Source organism: Dehalobacter sp. CP (genome assembly GCF_047652685.1).
In the GTDB taxonomy this organism is placed as follows: domain Bacteria; phylum Bacillota; class Desulfitobacteriia; order Desulfitobacteriales; family Syntrophobotulaceae; genus Dehalobacter.
Window position 1 is genome coordinate 2141616 of record NZ_CP157399.1, and the last position, 24837, is coordinate 2166452.

Genomic DNA, 24837 nt, shown 5'->3' on the forward strand with positions numbered 1-24837 from the left:
ACTCTAGGATAAGAAAAGACGTCTCATATATGACCTGAGACGCCTTTTGATTATCTAAAAAATTTTACTTAACACTTACATTAGAAAGGAAAAATCGCATTTCCAGCCATATTCGCCAGCACTGACAGTGGTTCGGCATAGATACCGAGAACCAGCGTGAGGACCAGAATCAGCAGCAGGGTAACATTGGTTCCGACTGGAACCTTGATCGGCGTGCCGGAGACAGGATCGTTCATATACATGGCTTTAACCACAAGCAAATAGTAATAGACGGAAACCATGCTCATAACCAGACCGAGAATGACAAGCCATAAATAGCCCTGGTTGACGATCGAAGAGAACAAATAAAGTTTGCCGACAAAACCGGCGAGAGGCGGTATCCCTGCCATCGACAGAAGACATACCGTCAGCACGGCGGCCATAAACGGTGAACGCTGGGCAAGCCCTGCATAATCTTTAATCTCTTCACTTCCCGTATTCTGGGAGAATGTGATGACAACCGCAAAGGCACCGATCGTCGCGAGGACATACACCATCGAATAGAATGCAACTGCTTTGATCCCAGCGGAACTCACGGCGATAATCCCCGTGATGATATAGCCGGCCTGCGCAATACTCGAGTACGCAAGCATTCTCTTTATATTGGTCTGCGGAATGGCAGCAATATTTCCGATGACCATCGTCATCGCAGCCATAAACGCTAGGATAAACGTCCATTGTTCGCTGTAGCCGGGCAGCGCTTCAATCAGAATGCGGGCCAGAGCTGCAAACGAAGCCGCTTTTGAACCGGTAGCCAGGAAAGTGGTGACAGGGGTCGGGGCACCTTCGTAGACATCAGGTGACCACATATGGAAAGGCACCAGTGACACTTTAAAGCCAAGCCCCGACAGCAGGAAAATGATTCCGACAAGGATCGCCGGTGACAGTCCGTCCATCTGCCTTATGCTTTCGGCAATATCACGGATCACAAAGGTACCGGTCATGCCATAGACCAGGCTTAAGCCATACAGAAGAATTCCGGAAGAAACGGCACCGAGAACCAGGTATTTGATCCCAGCTTCAGAGGACTTGAGATCCGTCTTGTAGCCTGACAGAATATAAAACGAAATCGTCATGGTTTCCAAGGCTACATAAAGCGTCAGCAGATCTCCGGCGGAAGCCAGCACCATCATGCCGAGTGCAGCAACGAGCGTAATGACGTAGAACTCATAGTTACCGCCCATTTTTTTGACATAGACGGTCGAGGTCAGGATGACCAGAATGGCGGCTACCATAAAGAGCTGTTTAAAGAATACGGCGAAATCATCGATGATAAACATACCGTCCATCACACTGGTATTCTGTCCGTAGCTTCCGAAGCTGTATACGAAGATCACAGCAAGCCCCACGGCAATGACGTAACCAAGCCTATGCCGTTTTTCTTTGGTCAGGAACAAGCCGACAGCCAGGACCACCAGTCCAAGGAGTACAGTTGCAATTTCAGTGGTAAATAAAGACACGTTAATATTCATTACAGCGTACCTCCTATCTGGGAACCGGCCTCGACCAGTTTTTCAGCAATAGGCTCTATTCCTGAATTGACCATATCCATCAATAACGATGGGAACAAACCGAAGATTACGGTGAATGCGACCAGAACGATGACCGGAATCATATAGGAGCCTTTGATATCCATTTTTCCGTCCCATTCTGTCTTGCGTGGTCCAAACAGTACATTGGCTGCCATTCTCAGGACATAGACGGCTCCAATAATAATTCCCGTCAGGGCCAGAATCGCAGGAATCCTGATGGCAGGTTCGCTGAAAGCGCCCATAAATACGGTGAACTCAGGAACGAACGTGATTAAGCCCGGCAGTCCGGCCGAAGCCATCGTCGCTACTAGGAACACACCGGCTAGACGGGGCATCTGATGTGCAATCCCTCCGAGATCAGGGATATGTCTGGTTTTCGTTTCAGCATAGATATAGCCGACGACCGAGAAGAACAGCGCTGCCATTACACCATGCGCGAACATATTGGCAACCGCACCGTTCAAACCGATCACATTAAGCGATGCGATACCGATCAGTACGAAACCCATATGGCTCACGCTGGAATATCCGACGACATATTTCATGTCTTTTTGGGCCAGGCTGATGAACGCCGCGTAAAGCACGTTGCAGACAGCCAGGATCGCAATCAGCGGTGCCCAGAATTTAGCACCAAGCGGGAAGATAAAGATACCGATCCGGATAAGACCATAGCCGCCAATCTTTTTCAGAACACCGGCGTGAATCATGGAAACCGCAGTCGGCGCACCGGCATATCCGTCCGGGGACCATGAGTGGAACGGGAACATCGAGATCAGGGACGTAAAGCCCAGCGCCATCAAGCCAAAGATCGCAATCTGAAGATTTCTAGAGAAGTTCAGTGTCGCGAGCTTTTCAATATCAAAGGTCGGCGTTCCGAGCATATTGCCGGCCAATACATACATCCAAATCAGTCCGGCCAGAAGAAAGGCGCTTCCGATCAGTAGATAGATCGTCAGTTTCATACCGGCGTATTCTTTATTGACATCTTTGGTTTTGCTGCCGCTTCCCCAGATGATCACCATGATGTAAATCGGAATGACCACCACTTCATAGAACAAGAAGAAGATAAACAGGTCTCTGGCAATAAAAGTTCCCATGACACCGGCAATCAGGATCAGCAGCAGGATATAGAACTCTTTGGCTCTTTTCTCGATACTCCACGAACGGGAAAACACTGCTGAAAAGCCAATAACGTTGGTCAACAGCAGGAGCGGCAGGCTCAGGCCGTCGACCCCGAGCGAGTAGACAACGCCCAAATCCGTAATGAATGGAATGTCTTCTGTAAATGCAAATCCGCCGACAGCCAGGTTCTGCGTGTAGTAAATGTAATACACGAAAATGGATAGTGCCAGGGAAATGAACGTGGTGATACCGGCAACAGCTTTAATCGCATCGGATTTTTCTTTCGGAATAAAGACACTGATCAGCGCACCAATGATGGGTGCCAGTAAAATGGTGGTTAAGACAGGAAAATTCATTACTTGACACCTCCCAGCAGCCCAATATTTAGTTGACTGAAGTCTGCAGTCGTTAAAATCATGATCAGGACAATCACACCGACAAAGAAGACCATCGCATAGTGCTGAAGGTTTCCTGTATTAACTCTGCGGACAGCGTCACCCGAATCCCGGGTAAGACGTGCCAGACCATTGACAATGCCGTCGACGACAACCACATCGACCCACCACAAAATCCGGCCAAATCCATCGATGATGTGATGAATAACCCAGAGGTAAAACTCATCAATATAGTACTTATTCAGCGAAAGCTTGTACAGGAACGGTATCTTTTGGGCTACGGCTTCGGCTGAGAATGCCTTCTTCAGATAGAACAGTGCAGCCGTTCCAATTCCGATCAACGCCAACGCTGTCGACAGGATAATCAGGAACCAGTTGGCCTCCACCTCGTGGAAATGACCCAACCGGACGAAATAACCGAAAGCCTGCCCTTCTCCAAGTCCCGGCCAGCCTACCCAGCCACCGGCCAGAGAAAATACGGCAAGAATGATCAGTGGGATCGTCATGGTCTTCGGTGCTTCATGTGGATGGGCCTCGTGGCTTCTCAGTTCGCCATGGAAGCAGATGAAGAACATTCTGAACATATAAAATGCCGTCAGTAGGGCCGTCAACGCTGCCAGAATAAACAGGACCGTGTAGACGCCCTGGAACGGACCGGCAGCATGTCCCGATAACGACGAAGCAGCATAGGTGACTTCCAGGATCAGGTCCTTACTGAAGAAGCCGGCAAACGGAAAGATACCGGAAATGGCCAGGCAGCCAACCAGCATGGTCCAGTAAGTAACCGGCATGTATTTTTTCAAACCGCCGTATTTCGCAATGCTGGCTTCGTTGTGCATTGCATGAAGCACAGCGCCTGCGCACAGGAAGAGCAGCGCTTTGAAGAAAGCGTGGGTGAACAAATGAAACATACTGGCGGTAAGGCTTCCTGCTCCGAGGGCCAGCATCATATAGCCAAGCTGGGAAACCGTCGAGTAAGCCAGGATCTTTTTCATCTCGGTCTGCGTTAACGCAATGGTGGCAGCAAAGATAGCGGTAAAGCCACCGATAATCGCCACAAAGACCATTGCCGTAGGAAGCGTAATGAACAGCGTAAGCGTTCTGCCAACCAGATAGACCCCTGCGACAACCATAGTTGCCGCATGGATCAAAGCACTGACAGGTGTAGGGCCTTCCATGGCGTCGGGAAGCCAAACATGGAACGGGAACTGACCGGATTTGGCCATAGGTCCGAGGAACAGCACGATCGCGATTGCCGTCATCGCACCAGCCGAAAGGGTCGTGTACTGCGCAAAATTCGGGATCATTTCAGCGAGTTCCTGCAGATCAAGCGTTCCAAAGTTCACCTGAAGTAAAATAATGCCCAGCAGCAGGCCAAAGTCACCTGCCCGGCAGGTAATGAAAGCTTTTTTCGCTGCTTCACGCGCTGAATTTCTTTCGTACCAGAAACCAATCAGCAGATACGAACACAGGCCAACAAGTTCCCAGAATACAAACATTTGCAGAAGATTCGGTGCAATGACCAGCCCCAGCATCGAGGCGGCAAAGAGCGAAAGATAGGAATAAAAACGGGAAAACCCAGGATCTCCGTACATATAGCCAAGAGAGTAAATCTGAACTAAAGATGCGACCAGCGTCACCACGAAAAGCATCATGGCCGAGGTCGGATCGATCTGTGTTCCTACGTCGATCGCCAGTCCATGCATACTGAACCAGGTAACAACGACTTTTAAAGGATGTTCTATTAAGAATTCGCCGCGTTGAAATACGCCTATTCCAATAGCAACCGACAGTACAAACGATACAAGGATGCCCAGAATGGAAATGAAAGCGCTTAGCTTTTGCGAGGGTTTCGTCACAAAGACGATCAGAGCAAAGGCCAACGCCGGCAACAACGGAATCAACCAGGCGTTATTCAGAGCAAAATCAATCATTATAGTAAATTACACCTGCCTTTATCTTGAATTAAGACTACCATTTCATCGAATCGATATCATCCGCTTCAACCGACTTGTGCTGGCGGTAGACAGAAATAATCAAGGCCAAGCCTACCGATACTTCCGCCGCTGCCAAGGCGATCACAAAGAGTGCAAAGACGTGGCCGTGCAGAGCCGGAGCGGTGGTATATCTGTTGAAAGCAACAAGATTGATGTTGACTGAACTCAGCATGATTTCCATTCCCATGAGGATCGCAATCAGGTTTCTTTTGGCCAGAACACTGAAAAGTCCGATGAAGAAAAGAGTTCCGCTAAGAATCAGAAAATGCGGCAATCCAATATTGAATAAAAAATGGATGATACTACTCATGAGGACTTTTTCACCTCTTTCACAATAACAATCGCGCCGAGCATGGCCACCAGCAACAGTACTGCGGTCACTTCAAACGCAACGACGTATTTTGTCAGCATCAGATTGGCAATTTCCTTCGCTGTTGACTCCGGAGCTGTCATAGTCTTCAACGGCCACTTCGTTGTCAGGACCATGACTGCATTCACAACAATCATGATCAGCGAGAGCAGCGCTCCCGGAACCAGGTTCCTGGAGAACAAGTTTGTCGATTTCATATCCCCGCGTATGGTAAACATGATCGCAAAGACAACAAATATCGTGATCGCCCCGGCATAAATCAGAACCTGGGTGGCGGCCAGAAAATCAGCATGCAGCAGAACAAAAACCCCTGCAATACCCAAAAATGCTACCAGCATTAAAAGCGCACTGTGAAAGATATTTTTGCTGATGACCATCATAAGTGCCGAACCGAGGGTAACGATGGCAATTACGTAAAACATCACTGTAAAGCCCATCTACGCTTCACTCCTTTCAGCCTGAACCGACTGAGGCTCGGCTTTATAGAGGATTCTGTTAAGATCTTCCCGGAAGAAGACCGTCTGTTCAAAAGCTTGCGTATTGTACAAAGCATCTTGAGGACAGGCCTCAACACAAAATCCGCAGAAAATACAGCTTTCCATCAGCATACGATACTGAGCCAGCTTTCTTTTGTTGTTCTCATCCTTATAGCTTTCAATCGAGATAATCCCGTTGGGACAGGCGTTGACGCAAAGTCCGCATGCCGTACATTTATCCGGGGTCAGTTCAAACCATCCCCGGGAACGCTTCGGCAGGTTAGGCTTTTGCTCCGGGTACATCTCCGTGACTTTCTTTTTGAAAAAGTGTCTGATTGATATGCTTAAGCCTTTTAAAAGTCCTTGTCCGTACACGATTTCACCACCTTAACCTGCAATCATCCGGTAGACGTAAACGCCAATGCCGGTGATCACAATATTAAATAAAGTAAGCGGGATCAGGAATTTCCAGCCGATATGCATCAAATGCTCGACTTTTACCCTGACAAATGTCCATCTGACCCACATGAACAGGAAAATCATCAAGTAAATTTTAATCATCATCCAGATGAATCCCGGTATGAAGGTCAAGCCAAACGGTGCATTCCAGCCGCCGAGGAACACAACGGCTGCAATCGCCGAGACCGCAACCAGATGGGTATATTCAGCGACCATAAACAACGCATAGCGGATACCCGAATACTCGACGAAGTATCCCGCAACCAACTCCTGCTCCCCTTCCGCCAAGTCGAACGGTCCACGGTTTGTTTCCGCGATGGAACAAACAAAATAAGCGAAGAAGGCAAGAATCTGCGGAAAGACAAACCAGACGTTTTTCTGGGCATCGACAATCTCGGTAAGGCTTAAGCTTCCGGTGATCATGACGATGCCGAGCAAAGAAAAGGCCAGCGGAATTTCATAGCTGATCATCTGAGCAGCCGTTCTCATCCCGCCGAGCAGCGCGTATTTATTATTCGAAGCAAAACCGGCCATGACAAAGGCAATCGTTCCTGTAGAACCAATCGCAATAAAGTACAGTAGTCCGACATTCAAATCTTCCAGGATCATGCCTTTGCCAAGAGGAATAACGGCCCAGCCCATAATTGCCGTAAGGAATGCGCAGATACTGGCAATCTTAAATACCGGTCTGTCCACGTTTTCGGGAATGATATCCTCTTTCCCGAGCATTTTGACAATATCAACCGGGAACTGCAGAAAACCTGCAGGTCCAAGGCGGTTAGGGCCGACGCGGTCAGCGTAAAAAGCAGCAAACTTACGTTCCAGCCAGACCAGAACAATTAGGTTCGTTAGCACAAAGATAATGACAATTAAAACCAGAATGGTTTTAATCAATATTTCAGCAGGCAATGCCGGTATTCCAATCCCAACAAGCCACTGTCTGAACATATCGACCCAAACAAGAAATAGTACCATATTTTCCTCCATCTTCTGAATTCTTGTTTCTGTCTGTTAGCGGTCAATTTCTCCCAACACAATGTCTAAGGAAGCAAAAGCAACCACTGCATCCTGCAGATGCAAACCGACAGCCATTTCTTCAAAAATTGCCACATTCACAAAACAGGGAGAACAAATCCTTAAACGGTAAGGTTTGGCTGTACCATCACTCACAATATGGAAACCAAGATGCCCTTTGGAATGCTCGATACGGTGATAGACTTCTCCGGCAGGAGGTTTAATTATTTTCGGGACCTTGGCCAGAACTGGACCTTCCGGAATTTCTCTATAAGCCTGTTCTAAAATTTTGACGCTTTCAGCCATCTCTTCCATACGAACAATATAACGATCAAACGTATCCCCAGTCTGACGGACCGGCACATTGAATTTGAAACGGTCATAAATTCCGTAGGGCTCGTCCCGGCGCAGGTCATAATCAATGCCTGAAGCCCTGGCCGAAGGACCGGATATCCCGTAAATCAAAGCTTTTTCGCGGGAAAGCGGGGCAACCCCCTTTGTACGGGCCTGGAATATCTCATTGCCTGTTAAAATACCGTGGTACTCTTCCATGCATTTCGGCATGATATCGAGCAGTTTGCGCAGGGCAGGCATAAATTCTTCGTTCAGATCAGCAGCAACGCCACCAAACCGCATATAATTCGGCATCATGCGGCTACCGGTTGCCATTTCAAATAAATCTAGAATTGTGTCTCTCTCGCGGAACCCATAAGTCCAAGGTGTGAAACCGGCCATGTCCAGCGCCATCGAGGAATAAAATACCAGGTGGCTGGCAATACGCTGAAGTTCCGCCATCATCACCCGGATATATTCAGCCCGTTCAGGAACCTGATCGGAAATACCCATCAATTTTTCCACCGCACGGACATAAGCCTCTTCATTCAATATGCCTGAAACATAGTCCAGCCGTCCGTTGTACGGAATAAACTGGGTATAGGTGCGGGACTCCGCTAATTTTTCAATGCCGCGGTGCAGATAACCGATATGGTTCACGCACTTGGTAATATATTCGCCCTGCATCGTGAACACACCGCGATACACCCCGTGCGTACTGGGGTGCTGAGGACCAAAGTTTAAGTTCATCTCCTGGGTTCTTATGTCATTCATTCTTACACCTCAAATTCTGTTTCGCATTTTGGTGTTTAATCAGCCTGCTGCGTAAAATCTTTGCGCAAAGGATGTCCGGCAAAGTCCTCCGGCAGCAGAATTCTTCTGAGATCAGGATGATCATTAAATAGAATCCCCATCAAATCGAAAACTTCCCTTTCGTGTACCTGAGCCGCTTTCCAGACAGAACTGACCGACGGTACCCAGCAGGGATTCTCTTTGCTTATTTCCACTTTTACAGTCAAATAATGCTTATGCTCAATCGAAAACAGGTGATAGATCACAGTGAAGTTTTCCGGATAATCCACAGAGCTCAGATTCATCAGAACATCGAATTTGTACTGTGGATTTTCCCTAAGTTTCTGCATGGTCTCCACAAGCTTCAAGCGGGGTACTTTTATGGAAGCTTCCGTATTGTCCTCAAAGACTTCCGCTTGCGCATCCATCTTCTCATTAAGAAAGGCAACCAGCGCTTGACGATCAATCTTTTTATCCATTCTGCATGATCCTCTCCTTGTTGTTCTCAGCGAACTTTCTGGGATTCGTCACTTTTTTCCGCAGCTCGAGAAGTCCGTAGAACAGTGCTTCCGGTCTCGGCGGACAGCCCGGTACGTAGACATCTACCGGCAAGAACGTATCGGCTCCTTTCACAACACTATAGGAGTCTTTGAACGGACCACCGCTGATCGCGCAACTGCCCATTGCCAGCACGTATTTCGGTTCGGCCATTTGTTCATACAGTCGGGCAACAATCGGTTCCATTTTTTTCGTGACTGTGCCCGCGATAATCAGAAGGTCGCACTGACGCGGCGAAGGTCTGAAAACTTCGGACCCGAAACGCGCAATGTCATAGCGGGCATCTCCGGCTGCCATCATTTCAAACGCACAGCAGGCCAGACCGAACGTCAGTGGCCAGAAGGACCGGGATCGGCACCAGTTCAGCGCATCTTCGATCTTGCACATGATGATATTGTTTGGCATTTCATATTCCGGCACTTCAACTTTATAGTTTTTCTTGACTACATCCATTCTAGAGCACCTTCCTTCCAGGCATAGGCAAATCCAAGAATGAGAATCGCAATAAAGATCACCATCTCAATAATGGCAAACAAGCCTAGATTTTCAAACAACATCGCCCAAGGATAGAGAAAAATTGTTTCAACATCAAAGACCACGAAAATCAAGGCATACATAAAATAACTCATTTTAAAACGAATCCACGTATCCCCCTGGGTATCAAGACCACACTCGTAAGTCAACATTTTTGCCTTGGTCGGATTGTTTGGACAGAGCAGTCTCTGAACCACCAGCAGAATTACCGGAAATACAATTCCCCACGCTAAAATTACTGCGATCCCTGCGTAATTAATTAACATTGTCTACCTCCTCTTCTATATAAATTAAAATGAATTTATATTCTCACCAGAGAATTATTGCAAGATGCGTGCCAGAAGCCTCCGACACTCAACTTGTAAAAATAAAGGCTCAAATACAGGCTTTTTCTCAAATTGTTAAAGTCGTAAAAACAAAATATCATTCCGAAAAATCCAAAAGTGTACGATTTATTTTCAATTTGATCAATTGAAACAAAAAAGAGATGGTAATCTCAGTCTTTATTATACCATCCCTCTCCTATGATCTCATTATCAATTATTAGGAATAAAAAACCTTAGGTCTATTTTGTTTTCCAGAGTCCATGAAGATTGCAGTATTCCCTGACCTCGAGAACGGCTGCAATATCTACTGGGAAAAAAGCCTCTGGCTTCTGTCCAGGTTTTAGCTCTGCACGACAGACTTTATCTGCAGTCAGAACTTCGATGAACTGAATAAAATGTTTCTCTTCCATGGGGTGCTCGATGCTCCCGACAGTGACTTTGATGCCCTCTTCTGTTACTTGAACTATCGGAAGGTGTTTTTCCAAACCCATATCTTCCGAACGTCCCTCGAGCTTTTCCATGGGCTGGCCGCAGCATACCAAGGCCGGAGCCCCTGCGTGAACAATCTCCACAACATTGCCACAGACGTTGCACTTGTAGATCTCTCTTAAATTCGTCATAGGATACTTCCCTCCAATTTCTCTTTCATCTCTTCCAGTTGATCCTCTTCCGGAATGTATTGAATCCTGATATTCTCCAGGGTTTCAAAACCGCAGTCCTTCAGATACTGCTCGACTTGCCCGACACTCTGGCCGCTCCAGCCATAAGAACCGAAGGCCAGTCCAATTCTGTCCTTCGGAGCCAGACCCTTAAGATAGGTTAAGAAACCGGCTACACTTGGCATCAGGTTATTATTCAGGGTTGGTGAGCCAACGCAGATATATTTTGCTGTGATCACTTCAGTCATAATATCTGAAATATGGTTATTTTTAAGATCCATGAACCGGACGTTATAGCCCTTCTTCTCAAATACATCGCTGATGCTCTCCGCAATGATCTCCGTTGCGTTCCACATCGTGTCATAGACAATCACGGCCTTTTTCTCCGAGGCATTCGCAGACCATTTTTGATATTCATTGAGAATTGCCGGGATGTTGGAGCGCCAGATCAGCCCATGGCTGGTCGCAATTACCTCGACATCCAGTCCGCCTAAGATTCCTAAAGCTTTTTGGACCTGACCGCCGTACGGCAGGACAATATTCGCGTAATATTTCCTGGCTTCTTCCAGGACGACCCCGAGCGCGAGTTCATCATCAAATCTCTCGGTTGAAGCAATATGCTGTCCGAAAGCATCATTCGAGAACAGAATTTTATCTGCCGGAAGGTAGGTCACCATATTATCCGGCCAGTGTACCATTGGGGTCTGGACAAAAGTTAGATTCCTCTTGCCGATATTCAGGACATCTCCTGATTTAACAATCTGATAGTTCCAGTCTTCCCGGAAATGCGCCTTGAGCCCTTTTTCCCCATTAGGGGATGTGACCAGGGTTGCCTTGGTGGCAATCTCCAAAATTTCCGGCAAGCTTCCTGAATGGTCCTGCTCAACATGATTGGAAATGACGTAATCAATATCTGCCGGATCAATCACATCCGAAATCCGTTCCAGCATTTCGTCAAAAAGATAATGTTTTACCGTATCAATTAATGTAATTTTCTCATCAATGATCAGATAGGCATTATATGTACTGCCCCTTTGAGTCAGATACCCATGAAAATTTCTGATGTTCCAGTCAATTCCGCCTACCCAGTATACATTCTCCTTAATTTGAATTGCTTTTATAGGAATCACCTCATATCTTTGTCTTGATATTCCCTTCCTGGAATTCACATTTATTGATTATTTTTTCTTAAAACTAGTTTATAATATTTTTATTATTTTTTCAATATCTTATTTATTAGGAATCATTATAACATAAAGTTATTTTTAGTCATTAGGCAAATTATTCAGTGAAAAAAGGAAATCATCACGCCCTTCAAGAATATATCTTCAAATACAATGGAAGACTCTATTTTTGCATGACAAAGGAGGATGAACACATGTCTTGTTTTAATCTTATGGCTGTAGCTGTTAACCATAGGGCGAAAAATGCTGCCGAAGTACAGGGCGTCTTGACAAAATATGGTTGTTTGATCACCGTAAGACTAGGTCTTCATGAGGGCGGTAATGTATGTTCGGACTCAGGGTTAATCATTCTTCAGCTTTCCGGTACTCCCGAACAAACAGAATCTTTTGCTGGAGATTTGAACTCGATTCCCGGCGTCAACGCCAAATTTATCGAGATCTGCACCGAGTAAGAAACCTACTTTTAATCTTTTGTCATTTTTTACTTTTTTACAAATTATGCTAAATTATTTACACCTTTTGTAATCAGATAAAGATACGAATACTACGATAGAGTCGAAAAGGAGGTATCATTTATGTCGAAAACCCAAGTAAGCGAATTATTAAAAATTCTTGACAGAGAAATTATGACAAAAAAAATACTCTCCGAACTGAATAATTATATCAATTTGAAAGACTCAATCATTGCGGTTATGAAGCATTTAAAGCAGATCACTAATTGTGACGCTATCGGTATTCGCATATATGATGGCAAAGATTATCCCTTTTATGCCTGCGAAGGCTTGCCTGAGATGCGAATTTCTGAAGAACCACCCCTGTGTTCCGTAAACCCTGAACTCAAAATCCTGAAGCTCTCTCAGGATGAATTCTGGTCTACAAAGTGTGTCTGCATGGATGTTATCCACGGAAAAGCAGACAGGAACATTCCTTTTTTCACTTCTCAGGGAAGCTTCTGGGCCAATGATCTGCCTTCTGTCCTTAAAACCAAGGATAAACATTGTATTGCGGCTGGCTTTAAATCTGTGGCTTTGATCCGTATCATGGCCAGGGATAACTGTATCGGTCTGATTCAGTTGTTGTGCAAGTCAGCGCCGTTTTATCTTGATATGATTCTTTACCTCGAAATGGTAGGGACCTACATCGGCATGGCTATCAACAACAGTCTGACCTATGCCCGTATGAAGGAAGCCTACGATTCTCTGAATCAGCTCATCCCGATATGTTCAAGCTGCAAAAAAATTAATACGGAAGAAGAAAATTGGATCACAATTGAAGAATACCTATTCCAGCAGACTGGTTCTGAATTCACCCATACTATTTGCCCTGAGTGCATTGAAAAATTGTATCCTGCGCTCTATCATAAACTCAAGGAAAAGGAAAATAAAGAAGAAGCGTTTAAAGCTATGTAATTACAATACCATTATGAAGGTAAGTCTGAGGACCACAATAGCCGCGTGCCACGGATGGCACAATACAAAAAGCCGCGCTCCGCATCGTGCTCCGCTCACAGCGGAACTGTGGCCCCCAGACTGATATCATAGGATAACTTGCTGAAAGCCCAGAGATTTTGGAATGTTAGCGAGGATTCCTGTTCAAATCTACACTACCCAAAAAAGAAAGACATCATATGAAATGACATCTTTCTTTAGCCAAGCTTAGTTACCGTATAATGTTTAATAGTTCTGTGCAATCACTTCAAAGTACGCTTGCGGGTGGTCACAAACCGGGCAGGTCTCAGGCGCTTCAGTCCCTACATGAATATGTCCGCAATTACGGCATTTCCAGGCCGTATTTTGTTTTTTTGCAAATACTTCCTTGTTCTGCAGATTCAGCAACAGCTGTTTGTATCTTTCCTCATGTTCTTTTTCTATTTTTCCAACGCCGTCGAATAATGCGGCAATGTCATCAAATCCTTCTTCTCTGGCCTCTTCCGCCATTCTGGCGTACATGCTGGTCCATTCTTCTCTTTCCCCTGCGGCAGCTGCGACCAGATTTTCCGTCGTGCAGCCAATTCCCTGGAGTTTCTTAAACCAAATCTTCGCATGTTCTTTTTCATTTTCTGCTGTCTCTAAAAAGATGGCGGCAATCTGCTCGTAACCCTCTTTCTTGGCAGCAGATGCGAAATAGGTATATTTGTTTCTCGCCTGTGATTCTCCGGCAAAAGCCTCCATTAAATTTTTCTCTGTCTTTGAACCTTTTAAATCTTTCATTTCATTACTCCTCTCTAACTTTTTCAACTGGCGCCAAGTACCTTGTCAACTCAGCGGGAACATGTAGATTTGGACTGATATGGTGCTAGACAATTGATCTAATATTTGAGGACCTAGAAAAAATTTTAAATGATTCAAAACAATTTTGCAATAGTTTTTTATAATAATTATCAATTTAATATGATTATTTATACCACGTAATTCTTCAACACACCTATCTTCTCAATATGAGCTTCTACCCTGTCTCCAGGGTTCATTGCTCCGATCCCGCCAGGTGTTCCGGTCATAATAACGTCGCCTGGCAGCAAGGTCATGATTGCCGACAGATATTCCACGAGCTCAAAACATCTGAAAACCAGATTCTTTGTGTTGGAGTTTTGGCGTACTTTCCCGTTCAGGGTAAGCTTGACGGCCAAGTTGTCAGGATTAGCGATATCAGTCTCAATCCATGGTCCCAGCGGACAAAATGTATCAAAACCTTTTGCTCTTGACCATTGACCGTCTTTATTTTGAAGATCCCTGGCAGTCACATCATTTCCGACCGTATAACCAAAGATATATTCAACGGCTTTGCTTTGCGCCACATTTTTTGCTTTTTTGCCAATCACGATCGCCAGCTCCGCTTCATAATGCAGGTTTTGCGTTTGAGGCGGATAGACAATATTCTCTTCAGGTCCAATCACACTCGTAGAAGGCTTAAGAAACAGCAAAGGTTCCGCAGGAATGGGCTTGCCAAATTCAATCGCATGATCCCGGTAATTCAATCCGACACATAATACCTTGGACGGTTCAACAGGTGCCAGAAGATGCACATCTTCCAGCGAACATATCCGGTCCGTTACCTCATAAACTCCAAAAATATCCCCTTTGACATAGCGGATCATCTGACCTGTCAATACGCCGTACCTAACCTGGTTTTCTGCATCCGTGAATCTAAGAAATTTCATGCGTCTTTACTCCCCTCTATGATTGCCTTAACCCATGACATACCGGTAAATAAAAAGATAATGCACGATACTCCCTGCTAATATAAAAAGATGAAATATTTCATGGAACCCAAACTTTCCCAGTCTGATCCGCTGAGGTTTCACAGCATAAAAAACCGATCCGACAGAATATAACAGTCCTCCTAAGATTAGAAGAAATAAGCCCTGGCCAGGCATAGCCAGAGAAATTGGGTAAATAAAGAATACGGCAATCCAGCCCAGAAGCAAATAAAAAGCGGTATATAACCAGCGGGGAGCATTGAACCAGACAAGCTTTAAGACGATCCCTAAAACGGCCAGCGTCCAGATCCCGATCAGCAAGCCCATTCCCAGTGCACCCTGCAATGTGATCAGACAAATCGGCGTATATGTACCTGCGATCAGAACATAGATCATACAATGATCGATTTTTCGCAGCGTACGGATGACCTGTGCGCTGGAGACTACCCAGTGATAGATCATCGAAGCAGAATAAAGCAGAATAAGACTCCCCCCAAAGACCAGGGCAGAACCCAAATAGGCCATACTGTCATGTTCCAGCGACCGCAGTAGAAGCAGAACCAGCCCGGAAAGCGAAAGTACAGCCCCGAGCATATGGGACATTGAATTGATCGGTTCCCGAATTCTTAAAAACATTTCTTACACTCCCGCTGAAGATTTATTCTGGTATAGAATGTCAAAAACTGTGTAGATACAAAATGAGGCGGGAAACCCGCCTCATTTTTTATTTTTGCAGTGACTTTGGTGTCTTTGGCTGATACGCCCAAAAACCACAGGCAAAGACAGAACTTGCAGTAGCGAGGAGTACGAGCATGGACGCCATCAGTGTGTAGAGAATTTTCTTCATGTTGTTATCCCCCTTTTTTTATTAAATACAGGCAGAAGGGTCATCGTCTGGAAAACGATCCCCAATACTGCACTGGTATTTACCAGGAAGTTATTACTGACTAACACTACACCAATCGTCAGGATAACGAAACCTATGGAAATAATCTTAAGTTTTCTTCTGAAATTTTGAGAGTGAATAGGTTTGGCCTCACAGTCCACCGGAGCAAGAATAGCAACTAGGGCTAAAGAAAACAGTAAAACGGCCAGGAGAACACCGGAACTCTGGAAACCGTAGTTAACAATTTCCTTGGCAATAACACCAAGACTAGAATAAACTACCGCCCCAAAAGCCAGACACTTTAGCGGCGTATCGAAATGAGCCCCACCGGATACTCTCCGTAGAAATCCCCCGAAAACAGCAGCGATGACCGTGGGTACCAAGGCTTTAAAAAGAAAGGCCATTCCCATTATTGCCAGAAAACCCAGCACTGTTAAAACAAGTGACTCAATACCATAAGCTACGATTTCTTTTTTATCGTTATCAAAATCCAGTTCAGCTGTCATATTACGGGAAATACGCTCGCTGATTTGAGAGAGATCCATTTTCTTCCCCCCTGGTATACTTATCTTCTAACATGTTTTTTTACTTTTAAAATGATTAAACTCGCTATGAATAAAACAAATACTTGAGGTAAAGTAATAAATATCCTTAATCCAACATCTGTGTTTAGCATCTCAGCTGAAACGTGAAATAATGGCATTAACAAAGCTAAACAAACTGTCTCACTAATAATTAAGGCTAAAAAGCTAAGAAGGCTTGCTACCAAACCAGCATAAAAATTACTCTTACCCCAAACAAACAAAAGAACAAATAAAAAGACCAACATAATCACAGTGTGTAAGCCAAACAGAATTGAAAAAACCCGAAGTAAATAAGAGGTCAAAGCCAAAATTATCCCCATGGAAACAATTTTTTTCCAAGCAAAAGGCATGTCTGCAATAATATAGGCTAAAGTGACAACAGCGATCTGCTCCGGTATTCCTTGCAAAATGAGTGCTATTATCGGAATTTTCATTGATTTCCTCCTTTGGCATTATATGCATCTAAATTCTACAGCTTTGGTATTTTCCCTTTATTAATCTCAAAAATATTTCATAAGTCCTATAGTTTTTTGTAGTCCGGCAACTCAATCGTTAGATCTGTTCATTTTCATTATTGCTATAATTATTAAGCGGGAAAGTAATAAAAAATGTGGTCCCCTCCTCTCCTGTCAAAAATTCAAGCCTGGCTTGATGTCTGCGCACAATACCTAAAGAAATCGCAAGGCCTAAGCCTGTCCCATTCTCTTTCGTCGTAACGAACGGTGTACCCAGAGTATCCTGAACACTCTGGGGAATCCCTTTACCATGGTCTTGGATTGCCAGAACGACCCCTTCCTGAACCTGGTACGTTTTGATGTAGACCTTTCCCTTCGTAGCAGTCTCTTCCAGAGCATTTCGGACTAAATTAAGGATAAGTTGTTTAATCTCTGACTCATTGAGATCAATGCTTGGAATATCATTCAATTCCAAAAGCAGCTCTTTGCCTGAACTATTCGCATCAGCCTGCAGCATTGGGTACAACCGGTTAATAATGTTGTTGATATTCTCCTCTTTTGTTCCTTCAGCACTAACTTTGGCCACAGATAGAAAATCGGTAAGGATCTCATTGGCTCTGTCAATCTCCGTAATCATCAGATCCATGTATTCTATCTTAAGTTCCGAATCAGACTGGCCCTCCAGCAGTTGCAGAAAGCCCCTGACCGTACTCAGCGGATTTCTGACTTCATGGCTGATCCCTGCCGCCATTTGTCCGATCAGGTTGAGCCGCTCTAGACGCTGCATTTCTCTGTCTCTTTGTTTCAGCTCAGTGATATTCCTGACAAAAACTGTGAGGCCTTGTTTAAACGGGTAGGCATGATACTGAAAATATTTATTTTCCGGAGAGATATATTCCTCCCAATGCAGAGAGATATTCTCTTCTAAAGCCCGTTTCAGGTTGACATGCGTTGCAGAATCAGCTAACACACTGTAAACGTCCCAAATATTTCTTCCAATCAGGTCTTCAAGATCGTGTCCCATGTTTCTCTTCATCTCTTTATTGACATAGGTAATGCACCACTCTCTGTCCAAAGCAAAGAATCCGTCACCAATGCCCTCCATGATGGTCAGGAGTTTGTCATTAGAGCTTTCCAATTCGATATTCAATTGATACAAGTTTTCCAGGTGATTTCTGATCTCTTCAAATACCGGTTGAAGTTCCGGCAGCCTTTCCAGGTCCTCCACGTTTTCCAGACTGTTGCTTTTTATTGTATGGGCAAAGGACTCCAATGAAGCCTTGATTCTGACAATATTCTTTTTAATAATGGCCAGAACAATGATCCAGAGAATAATGCTTGGGATCAGCACTTTAGCATATTTAAACGATGACAGATAAAAGATATTATTGGTTCCCATCTCGGCCCAGGTGTAACCAATCACTGTATTCTTGTAATAAGATGGTATCGCAACCGCAACAATGCCTTGACCATTCCAATCAATGACGCCCGTTTGATTGACAAATTTCATAGTCCCGGATTGAAAAATCTTAGCGGAGATCCCAGCATCAAAGTGATTCGTAGCGACAGATTCCACACTAGGTGCAAAAATAATATTCTGATCCATTTCCTTGTCAAAATAACCTATACGGATATTGGAATACTTCGCGGAAAGGTCAGCAATATCTTGTCCGAGCAACGTATTGATTTTTACTATCTTTTCTTCTGCTGAAAGATTGTCATTATTCTTATAAAGCTGGATATCCGTATATTGCGCCTGGATTTGATTTTCTAAAACTGATGCTACACCCATCAGTTCAAACTCCTTCTTTAAAACCTCTTCATTCCAGTAAATATTTGTAATAAAAAAATACAAGATAAGAAAGATACAGAACATAAGCAAAGTTATCTTAATCATCGTCGACTGAATAATTGATTTACTGAATCCCATTTTTCTACCTCTTTCCACAAATGCCAATAACGTTTCAAAATATGCTCACTTGTGTAAACAGCTAATTATATATTACTTGTTGATATTACTTTCCATTATTTCAGAACTTTGGCATTAATTCAATAAGTTTCTTAAGAATAAGAAGCAAGAAACTGCAAATAATAACAGAAAAAAGTAACAAAGGAAGTATTTATATGGGATATTTTACAATAAAAAGTAGGAATTGGTCTACAAAATTATTCTGCTTTTTTATTATTTCTTTATTGTTGTTTCCGGGATGCAGCATGCTGAATAAAATTACAGGCAAGCAGCCCGAAGAATCGGTAAAGTCCGAAACAGTCCCTAAACAGCTCGAAGACATCGAGTCATCGATCGAAAAAATCTTTAGCGTTTTAAAAGGGCCATCCCTCATGGCGGAAGAAACAAAAGACCAGAATGAACAGACACAAGCCGGTGGACAGAATCAAGCAGGTAGTCAGAGCCAAACGAACGGTAAGAGTCAAACCGAAGGAGGCAGTCAGCAGAAAGAGCAGTCGGGACAGGACACCTCCGGACAGGCAAAGACGACGAATCAGACCCCGGATCCGTTACAGCAGGCAGCACTCGAAATTAGCCAGCTCCATAATCTCTGGAATGAAGTTATGCCTAAAATCAATCAAAAAGGCGCTGCCAAAAAACTCATCGAGAATTTCAGCGATGCCCTGAATACTCTTACAGAATCCGTGATTACCAAAGACAAAATGAAAATCATGATGGCCTTAAATGCCCTATATGAGAAGATTCCGGATATTTATGCGCTTTATCAAACCAATACTTCTCCTCAAATCAAGAATATCATCTATTTCAGCCGAAGCTCCATTTTGTTCGCCGAGTCTAAAGACTGGGAAAAAGCATCAGCGGCGATCAAAGAGCTTAAATCATCCTGGGCCATGTTCAATAACGCGCTGGAAGGAAAACAGCAGGATGATTCCAGCAAGCTTGACCTGTCCATTCTGGAGCTCGAAAAAGTAGTTCAGGAAAAAAATACGCAGCTGGTGCAAATCAAAGGGAAAATTACGTTGGCCAATATTGCCGCACTCGAAAAGTCCTTGCAGGCAGCAGAGCAGAGCAAAAAGCAAAAGAAATAAACAAAACCCGTCGACAATAAATGGGTTTTAGAAGGCACCCTTCATATGTCTCCTCACGCTTAAGATCTAATAATTGGCGTATCCATTTGCGTTGCAAACAGGTTCCTCATCCCGCTGAAGCTTCCACGGGTTGAGATCCAAAGCAATATAGGCTTGTTTCAATCGTTTTGTATTCTGCTATTTTAACAAAAATTATTGGTAAAACTTCATCCATTTATATTTTAGACATAATTGTCCATACAAAGGAAAATCATGTACAATTAATTCTGTATTCCGGTATTTTTTTTCTGAAGGACTTTTTACAGCACGCTCGATGCCTTATAATAGTAGGAATAAGATGATTGATTTCAAGGCCAAAGGAGATACCAAATGAAAATACAGAATTTTAATAAAGTGCTGGTCGCAAACAGGGGAGAAATTGCGATCAGGGTTTTTCGGGCCTGCAAAGAGCTCGGGATCAGAACCGTTGCTATTTATTCGGAAGAAGACAAATACGCTTTGTTCAGAGCGAAAGCGGATGAATCCTACCTAATTGGTGAGAAAAAGAAGCCGATCGAAGTATACTTAAGCATTGGTGAAATTATTAACCTCGCCCTAAAAAAGGGCGTCGACGCCATTCATCCCGGCTATGGCTTCTTATCCGAAAACCCGGAATTCGCGGAAAAGTGTGAGGAAGCCGGTATTGTTTATATCGGACCATCTGTTCATACACTTGAAAATCTTGGGGATAAAATCAAATCCAAACTGCTGGCCCAAAGTGTAGGCGTTCCTGTCATTCCCGGCGTGGACAAACCGATGACTTCCGTAGACGAAGCTGTGGTCTTTGCCGAGAAATATGGATATCCCGTGATTCTGAAAGCGGCAGCAGGCGGCGGCGGCAGAGGAATGCGCGTCGTCTACAGTGAAAAGGACCTGGAGCGTGAATTTAATAATGCCAGAACAGAGGCTAAGAAGGCTTTTGGCATTGAAGATATTTTTATTGAGAAATATCTGGAAAGACCCAAACACATTGAAGTTCAAATTCTGGCCGACAAGTACGGTAATATCGTTCATCTGTATGAGCGGGACTGCTCCGTGCAGCGCCGCCATCAGAAAATTCTCGAATTCACACCAGCTTTCTCAATTCCGCAGGAAGTCAGAGATCGACTGTACCAGGATGCGCTTAAACTTTCCAGAGCTGTCAATTATGTTAATGCAGGCACTGCGGAGTTTCTGGTTGACAAGCACGGCAACCACTATTTTATTGAAATGAATCCCCGGATCCAAGTCGAGCACACAATCACTGAGATGACGACAGGGATGGATATTGTTCAAAGCCAAATTCTGGTCGCTCAGGGCTACCCGCTAAATTCGAAAGAAATCGGAATTTCGTCCCAGGAATCGGTGGTTCCGCGCGGATACTCGATTCAGTGCAGAATTACCACGGAAGACCCGCTCTCAAACTTTATGCCGGATACAGGGAAAATTGACGTATATCGGACGAGTTCGGGTTTCGGTATCCGGCTCGATGGCGGCAACGGCTACACCGGTGCGAACATCTCACCTTACTATGACAGTCTGCTTGTTAAGATCATTTCCTGGGCCAGAACATTTGAAGGGACTACACAAAAAGCAATCCGTTCCGTTAAAGAAATGAATGTCAAAGGGGTCAAGACCAACGAAGCCTTCCTTATCAATGTCATGAATCACGAGAAATTCTTAAGCGGAGAATGTGATACCCATTTTATCGATGACACGCCGGAGCTTTTTGACATCAAACCCAAAAAGGATTACGAAACAAAGCTTCTGAAATATATTGGCGAAAAAATTGTCAACGAAGTCAAGAGCACCAAGAAAGACTATAACATCGCCCCAGTCCCAAAGATTGAACTGCCTTCCGAACGTGCAGGAATCAGAGGCATCCTGCAGCAGCGCGGCGCTGATGGCTTCGTATCCTGGGTGAAAGACCAGGACAAACTACTGCTGACCGACACGACTTTCCGGGACGCGCATCAGTCCCTGCTGGCAACGCGGGTTCGGACCAAGGATCTTGTGTCAATTGCCGAAGCGACTTCCGTCCTGGCCAATGAGCTGTTCTCTATGGAAATGTGGGGCGGAGCCACGTTTGATGTTGCCTACCGCTTTTTACGGGAATCACCATGGCGCAGGCTGCAAAAACTCAGACAGCTTATCCCGAATATCCCGTTCCAGATGCTTATCCGTGGCGCCAATGCCGTAGGCTATACCAACTACCCCGACAACCTGATCAGAGCCTTTATCCAGGAAGCCTCAGTGCAAGGCATCGATATCTTCAGGATCTTTGACAGCCTGAACTGGCTGAAAGGTATGGAAGTGGCTTTTGACGAAGTGATGAAAACCGGAAAAATTGCGGAGGTTTGCTTATGCTATACCGGGGATATCCTCGATGAAAGCAGAGAAAAATACTCGCTGAACTATTACCTGAAGATGGCGAAAGAAATCGAGAAGATGGGTGCCCATATACTCGGTATCAAAGATATGTCCGGCCTGTTGAAACCCTATGCCGCAGCTAAACTGATCAAAGCCCTGAAACAGGAAATCTCCATTCCTATCCATCTGCATACGCATGATACCAGCGGAAACGCTGTCGCCACGATTCTGATGGCGGCAGAAGCAGGGGTGGACATCGTCGATGCGGCGCTCAGTCCAATGGCAGGAACCACGAGCCAGCCTTCCATGGATTCAATCATTGCTGCACTCCGCAATACCAAGATGGATCCGGGAATGGACCTCGATGATATTCAAAAGCTCTGCAATTACTGGAGTGAAGCCAGAACGTTCTATGAGCAGTTTGAATCCGGACTGAAATCCGGAACTGCCGAAATATACAAATATGAGATCCCTGGAGGCCAGTATTCCAATCTGAAGCCGCAGGTGGAAAGTTTCGGTCTTGGCCACAAATTTGATGAAGTCAAAGCGATGTATATAGAGGTCAACCAGATCCTCGGTGACATCGTCAAGGTTACCCCTACCTCCAAAGTGGTCGGAGATATGGCCATCTTTATGGTCCAGAACGGACTTACCAAAGGAAATCTGCACGAAAAGGGAAAAACGCTTGCGTTTCCCGATTCGGTCGTCGACTATTTCAAAGGGATGATGGGCCAGCCGGAGGGTGGCTTCCCAGAAGAACTACAAAAAATTGTTCTGAAAGGTCAGGATCCGATTACCTGCCGGCCCGGTGAAATCCTCGAATCGATCGATTTTGAAAAAATTAATCAAAAGCTCCAGGAAGAATTCCATATAGAGCCCAATATCCGGAACGCCCTGAGTTATGCGCTTTATCCGAAAGTATACAGCGATTACCTCAAATCCCTGGACGAATTCGGGCATCTCTATAACCTGGAAAGCCACGTCTTTTTCTACGGGTTGAAAGAAGGCGAGACCAGCGAAATCGAACTTGACGAAGGCAAGACCATGATCTTGAAGTTGGTTGAAGTCCGCGATGTGGATGAAGAAGGTTATAAGACGCTGCTTTTCGAGATCAACGGCAACAGAAGAGAAGTACGAATCTTTGACCGGAACTTTGAAGAAAAAGAAAAGGTCTCCGTCACCCTGATGGCAGACCCGAATAATCCAAAGGAGATCGTCTCATCGATCACCGGAATTATCTCCAAAGTATTTGTTAAAGAAAACGAAAAAATTGTCAATAAACAAAGTATGCTGATCATTGAGGCCATGAAAATGGAGACGAATATTATGGCCCCAACGGACGGAGAAATCGAAAGCATCCTGATCAGCGAAGGCCAACAGGTAAAATCCGGCCAGTTGATTATTAAACTCAAGTAAAAGCCATCGTTAATAAATAAACCTTAAGTAATAAGATTCCGTAAGAATTGCGCAGACAAACCTATTTTTGTCTGCGTTTTCTTCATCCGAAAAAAAGAAAACCCGGCATAACAAAGTCCGAATAGCGACACAATGTGTCCGCCTCGACATCTGTAATACCGGGTGTTTTTTCAATCATGGTTATTTACAGTTTGGCAGCCGTTTCTTTAACCGTCTCTGCCAGCTTTCGCAAGTGATCGATCGTGGCTGCATTCTCCTGAGTGGCCGCAGCCTGCTGCTGGGCGATCTGTCCCGATTCTTCAGCTGCATTCGTCATGTCGGTGACCGCCGAAGAAATCGACTCAATGATCTGACGGACTTCTTCCGCTGCTTTTTTACTGTTTTCGGCTAACTTCCGGATTTCCTGGGCAACTACACCGAAACCGCGGCCGTGTTCCCCGGCCCGGGCTGATTCAATTGCCGCGTTTAAGCCAAGCATATTCGTCTGATTCGAGATGTTTGTAATGGTGTTGATAATGACTTCAGTTTCATTGATTTTCTGGTTAGACTCCTGCGCTTTCACTGTAAGGCTCTGACCGACTTCGGCCAGTCTTCCGGCTCCCATGGCGATCTCCTCGACTGCCGAGGCAATCTGATCAAGATAATCAGACAGCTGTACAGCGACCTCATTAACATCCTGCTGTTTTTTCCTTCCGCTCGCACAGATCAACGTTCCGACAGGAATTCCGTTCTCATCATGTATCGGTATATTAACTCCACGAAACAGGGTTCCTGTCCGGACATTAAATACGGTCTTCCTGTTCTCATTCACACATTTTTCGGTAGCCGTTCCAAAAACTTCATTACCGACTTCAATACCAATAGTAAGCTCTTCTCCTTCGGATGCCTGAAGATACTTTTTCCCATCCGTCACATATAAGGCCATATCAGGAGGAAGAGCCTTCACAACATAAGGCAATATGCCACAGAGTGCGTTAATTGCATCTTGTCCCTTGAACAATTCCATTCTATTCCACCCTTACTCAAACAAATATTTGTACTTTATTTGGTATTCGACGTAATTAA

Annotated in this window: 25 protein-coding genes; 4 read left to right on the top strand and 21 right to left on the bottom strand. The window is 44.7% G+C overall.

Translation table 11 applies throughout. The annotated features are described in order from the left end of the window. Positions 1–80: 80 nt before the first annotated feature. The 13 genes from AAH944_RS10560 to AAH944_RS10620 form a co-directional block, all read right to left on the bottom strand. Entirely contained in the window at positions 81–1511 is a 1431-nt protein-coding gene (locus tag AAH944_RS10560) for an NADH-quinone oxidoreductase subunit N (protein ID WP_415534876.1), read from the bottom strand. Further along, the gene (locus AAH944_RS10565) at positions 1511–3049 is read right to left on the bottom strand and encodes a complex I subunit 4 family protein (protein ID WP_415534877.1); all 1539 of its coding nucleotides are present in this window, start codon (positions 3047–3049) and stop codon (positions 1511–1513) included. The genes AAH944_RS10560 and AAH944_RS10565 overlap by 1 nt, the downstream gene beginning before the upstream one ends. Further along, complete coding sequence (gene nuoL / locus AAH944_RS10570) at positions 3049–5022, bottom strand: NADH-quinone oxidoreductase subunit L (RefSeq protein ID WP_415534878.1); 1974 nt, start codon at positions 5020–5022, stop codon at positions 3049–3051. Before nuoL ends, AAH944_RS10565 begins: the two co-directional genes overlap by 1 nt. Positions 5023–5059: 37 nt before the next feature. Beyond that, on the bottom strand, positions 5060–5395 hold the full coding sequence (nuoK, locus tag AAH944_RS10575; protein WP_119774406.1) for an NADH-quinone oxidoreductase subunit NuoK: 336 nt from the start codon (positions 5393–5395) through the stop codon (positions 5060–5062). Beyond that, positions 5392–5892 carry an NADH-quinone oxidoreductase subunit J gene (locus AAH944_RS10580; protein ID WP_415534879.1) on the bottom strand — a complete coding sequence of 167 codons (501 nt, stop codon included), beginning with the start codon at positions 5890–5892 and terminating at the stop codon, positions 5392–5394. The genes nuoK and AAH944_RS10580 overlap by 4 nt, the downstream gene beginning before the upstream one ends. Further along, a complete protein-coding gene (locus AAH944_RS10585) occupies positions 5893–6306 on the bottom strand; it encodes a NuoI/complex I 23 kDa subunit family protein (RefSeq protein ID WP_415534880.1) in 414 nt (137 codons plus the stop codon). 12 nt (positions 6307–6318) lie between these two features. Beyond that, entirely contained in the window at positions 6319–7365 is a 1047-nt protein-coding gene (gene nuoH, locus AAH944_RS10590) for an NADH-quinone oxidoreductase subunit NuoH (protein ID WP_415534881.1), read from the bottom strand. 36 nt (positions 7366–7401) lie between these two features. Beyond that, positions 7402–8511: an NADH-quinone oxidoreductase subunit D gene (locus AAH944_RS10595; RefSeq protein ID WP_415534882.1), complete on the bottom strand. Its 1110-nt coding sequence runs from the start codon at positions 8509–8511 to the stop codon at positions 7402–7404. Between the two features lie 35 nt (positions 8512–8546). Then, positions 8547–9008, bottom strand: coding sequence for an NADH-quinone oxidoreductase subunit C (locus tag AAH944_RS10600; RefSeq protein ID WP_415534883.1), 462 nt, complete (start codon positions 9006–9008; stop codon positions 8547–8549). Further along, positions 9001–9540 (bottom strand): NADH-quinone oxidoreductase subunit B, encoded by a 540-nt coding sequence (locus AAH944_RS10605; RefSeq protein ID WP_019225116.1) that lies wholly within the window; start codon positions 9538–9540, stop codon positions 9001–9003. Before AAH944_RS10605 ends, AAH944_RS10600 begins: the two co-directional genes overlap by 8 nt. Then, positions 9531–9887 (bottom strand): NADH-quinone oxidoreductase subunit A, encoded by a 357-nt coding sequence (locus AAH944_RS10610; RefSeq protein WP_415534884.1) that lies wholly within the window; start codon positions 9885–9887, stop codon positions 9531–9533. The genes AAH944_RS10605 and AAH944_RS10610 overlap by 10 nt, the downstream gene beginning before the upstream one ends. Positions 9888–10186: 299 nt before the next feature. Continuing rightward, the gene (locus AAH944_RS10615; RefSeq protein ID WP_415534885.1) at positions 10187–10567 is read right to left on the bottom strand and encodes a desulfoferrodoxin; all 381 of its coding nucleotides are present in this window, start codon (positions 10565–10567) and stop codon (positions 10187–10189) included. Further along, positions 10564–11736, bottom strand: a complete 1173-nt coding sequence (locus AAH944_RS10620; RefSeq protein WP_415534886.1) for an FprA family A-type flavoprotein — start codon at positions 11734–11736, stop codon at positions 10564–10566. Before AAH944_RS10620 ends, AAH944_RS10615 begins: the two co-directional genes overlap by 4 nt. 248 nt (positions 11737–11984) lie before the next feature. On the opposite strand from AAH944_RS10620, the gene AAH944_RS10625 reads away from it, so the two are divergent. Continuing rightward, a complete protein-coding gene (locus tag AAH944_RS10625) occupies positions 11985–12242 on the top strand; it encodes a hypothetical protein (protein WP_415534887.1) in 258 nt (85 codons plus the stop codon). Positions 12243–12365: 123 nt separating this feature from the next. Next, positions 12366–13199 carry a histidine kinase gene (locus AAH944_RS10630; protein ID WP_415534888.1) on the top strand — a complete coding sequence of 278 codons (834 nt, stop codon included), beginning with the start codon at positions 12366–12368 and terminating at the stop codon, positions 13197–13199. A 264-nt stretch (positions 13200–13463) separates the two neighbouring features. Here AAH944_RS10630 and rbr read toward each other — a convergent pair whose 3' ends face one another. The 7 genes from rbr to AAH944_RS10665 form a co-directional block, all read right to left on the bottom strand. Beyond that, a complete protein-coding gene (gene rbr, locus AAH944_RS10635; RefSeq protein WP_415534889.1) occupies positions 13464–14000 on the bottom strand; it encodes a rubrerythrin in 537 nt (178 codons plus the stop codon). Positions 14001–14188: 188 nt separating this feature from the next. After that, a complete protein-coding gene (locus tag AAH944_RS10640) occupies positions 14189–14947 on the bottom strand; it encodes a fumarylacetoacetate hydrolase family protein (RefSeq protein WP_415534890.1) in 759 nt (252 codons plus the stop codon). Between the two features lie 27 nt (positions 14948–14974). Beyond that, a complete protein-coding gene (trhA, locus tag AAH944_RS10645; RefSeq protein ID WP_415534891.1) occupies positions 14975–15622 on the bottom strand; it encodes a PAQR family membrane homeostasis protein TrhA in 648 nt (215 codons plus the stop codon). Between the two features lie 88 nt (positions 15623–15710). After that, positions 15711–15833, bottom strand: coding sequence for a cyclic lactone autoinducer peptide (locus AAH944_RS10650; protein ID WP_415534892.1), 123 nt, complete (start codon positions 15831–15833; stop codon positions 15711–15713). Beyond that, a complete protein-coding gene (locus AAH944_RS10655; RefSeq protein ID WP_415534893.1) occupies positions 15830–16417 on the bottom strand; it encodes an accessory gene regulator ArgB-like protein in 588 nt (195 codons plus the stop codon). Before AAH944_RS10655 ends, AAH944_RS10650 begins: the two co-directional genes overlap by 4 nt. A 20-nt stretch (positions 16418–16437) precedes the next feature. Beyond that, positions 16438–16890 carry a hypothetical protein gene (locus AAH944_RS10660; RefSeq protein WP_415534894.1) on the bottom strand — a complete coding sequence of 151 codons (453 nt, stop codon included), beginning with the start codon at positions 16888–16890 and terminating at the stop codon, positions 16438–16440. A 118-nt stretch (positions 16891–17008) separates the two neighbouring features. Then, complete coding sequence (locus AAH944_RS10665) at positions 17009–18841, bottom strand: two-component system sensor histidine kinase NtrB (protein WP_415534895.1); 1833 nt, start codon at positions 18839–18841, stop codon at positions 17009–17011. A 266-nt stretch (positions 18842–19107) separates the two neighbouring features. Here AAH944_RS10665 and AAH944_RS10670 point away from each other — a divergent pair, with 266 nt between their 5' ends. Beyond that, on the top strand, positions 19108–19968 hold the full coding sequence (locus AAH944_RS10670; RefSeq protein ID WP_415534896.1) for a hypothetical protein: 861 nt from the start codon (positions 19108–19110) through the stop codon (positions 19966–19968). A 369-nt stretch (positions 19969–20337) separates the two neighbouring features. Continuing rightward, a complete protein-coding gene (locus AAH944_RS10675; protein ID WP_415534897.1) occupies positions 20338–23772 on the top strand; it encodes a pyruvate carboxylase in 3435 nt (1144 codons plus the stop codon). A gap of 184 nt (positions 23773–23956) precedes the next feature. On the opposite strand, the gene AAH944_RS10680 is transcribed toward AAH944_RS10675, so the two are convergent. Then, positions 23957–24778, bottom strand: coding sequence for a methyl-accepting chemotaxis protein (locus tag AAH944_RS10680; RefSeq protein WP_415534898.1), 822 nt, complete (start codon positions 24776–24778; stop codon positions 23957–23959). Positions 24779–24837: the final 59 nt, after the last annotated feature.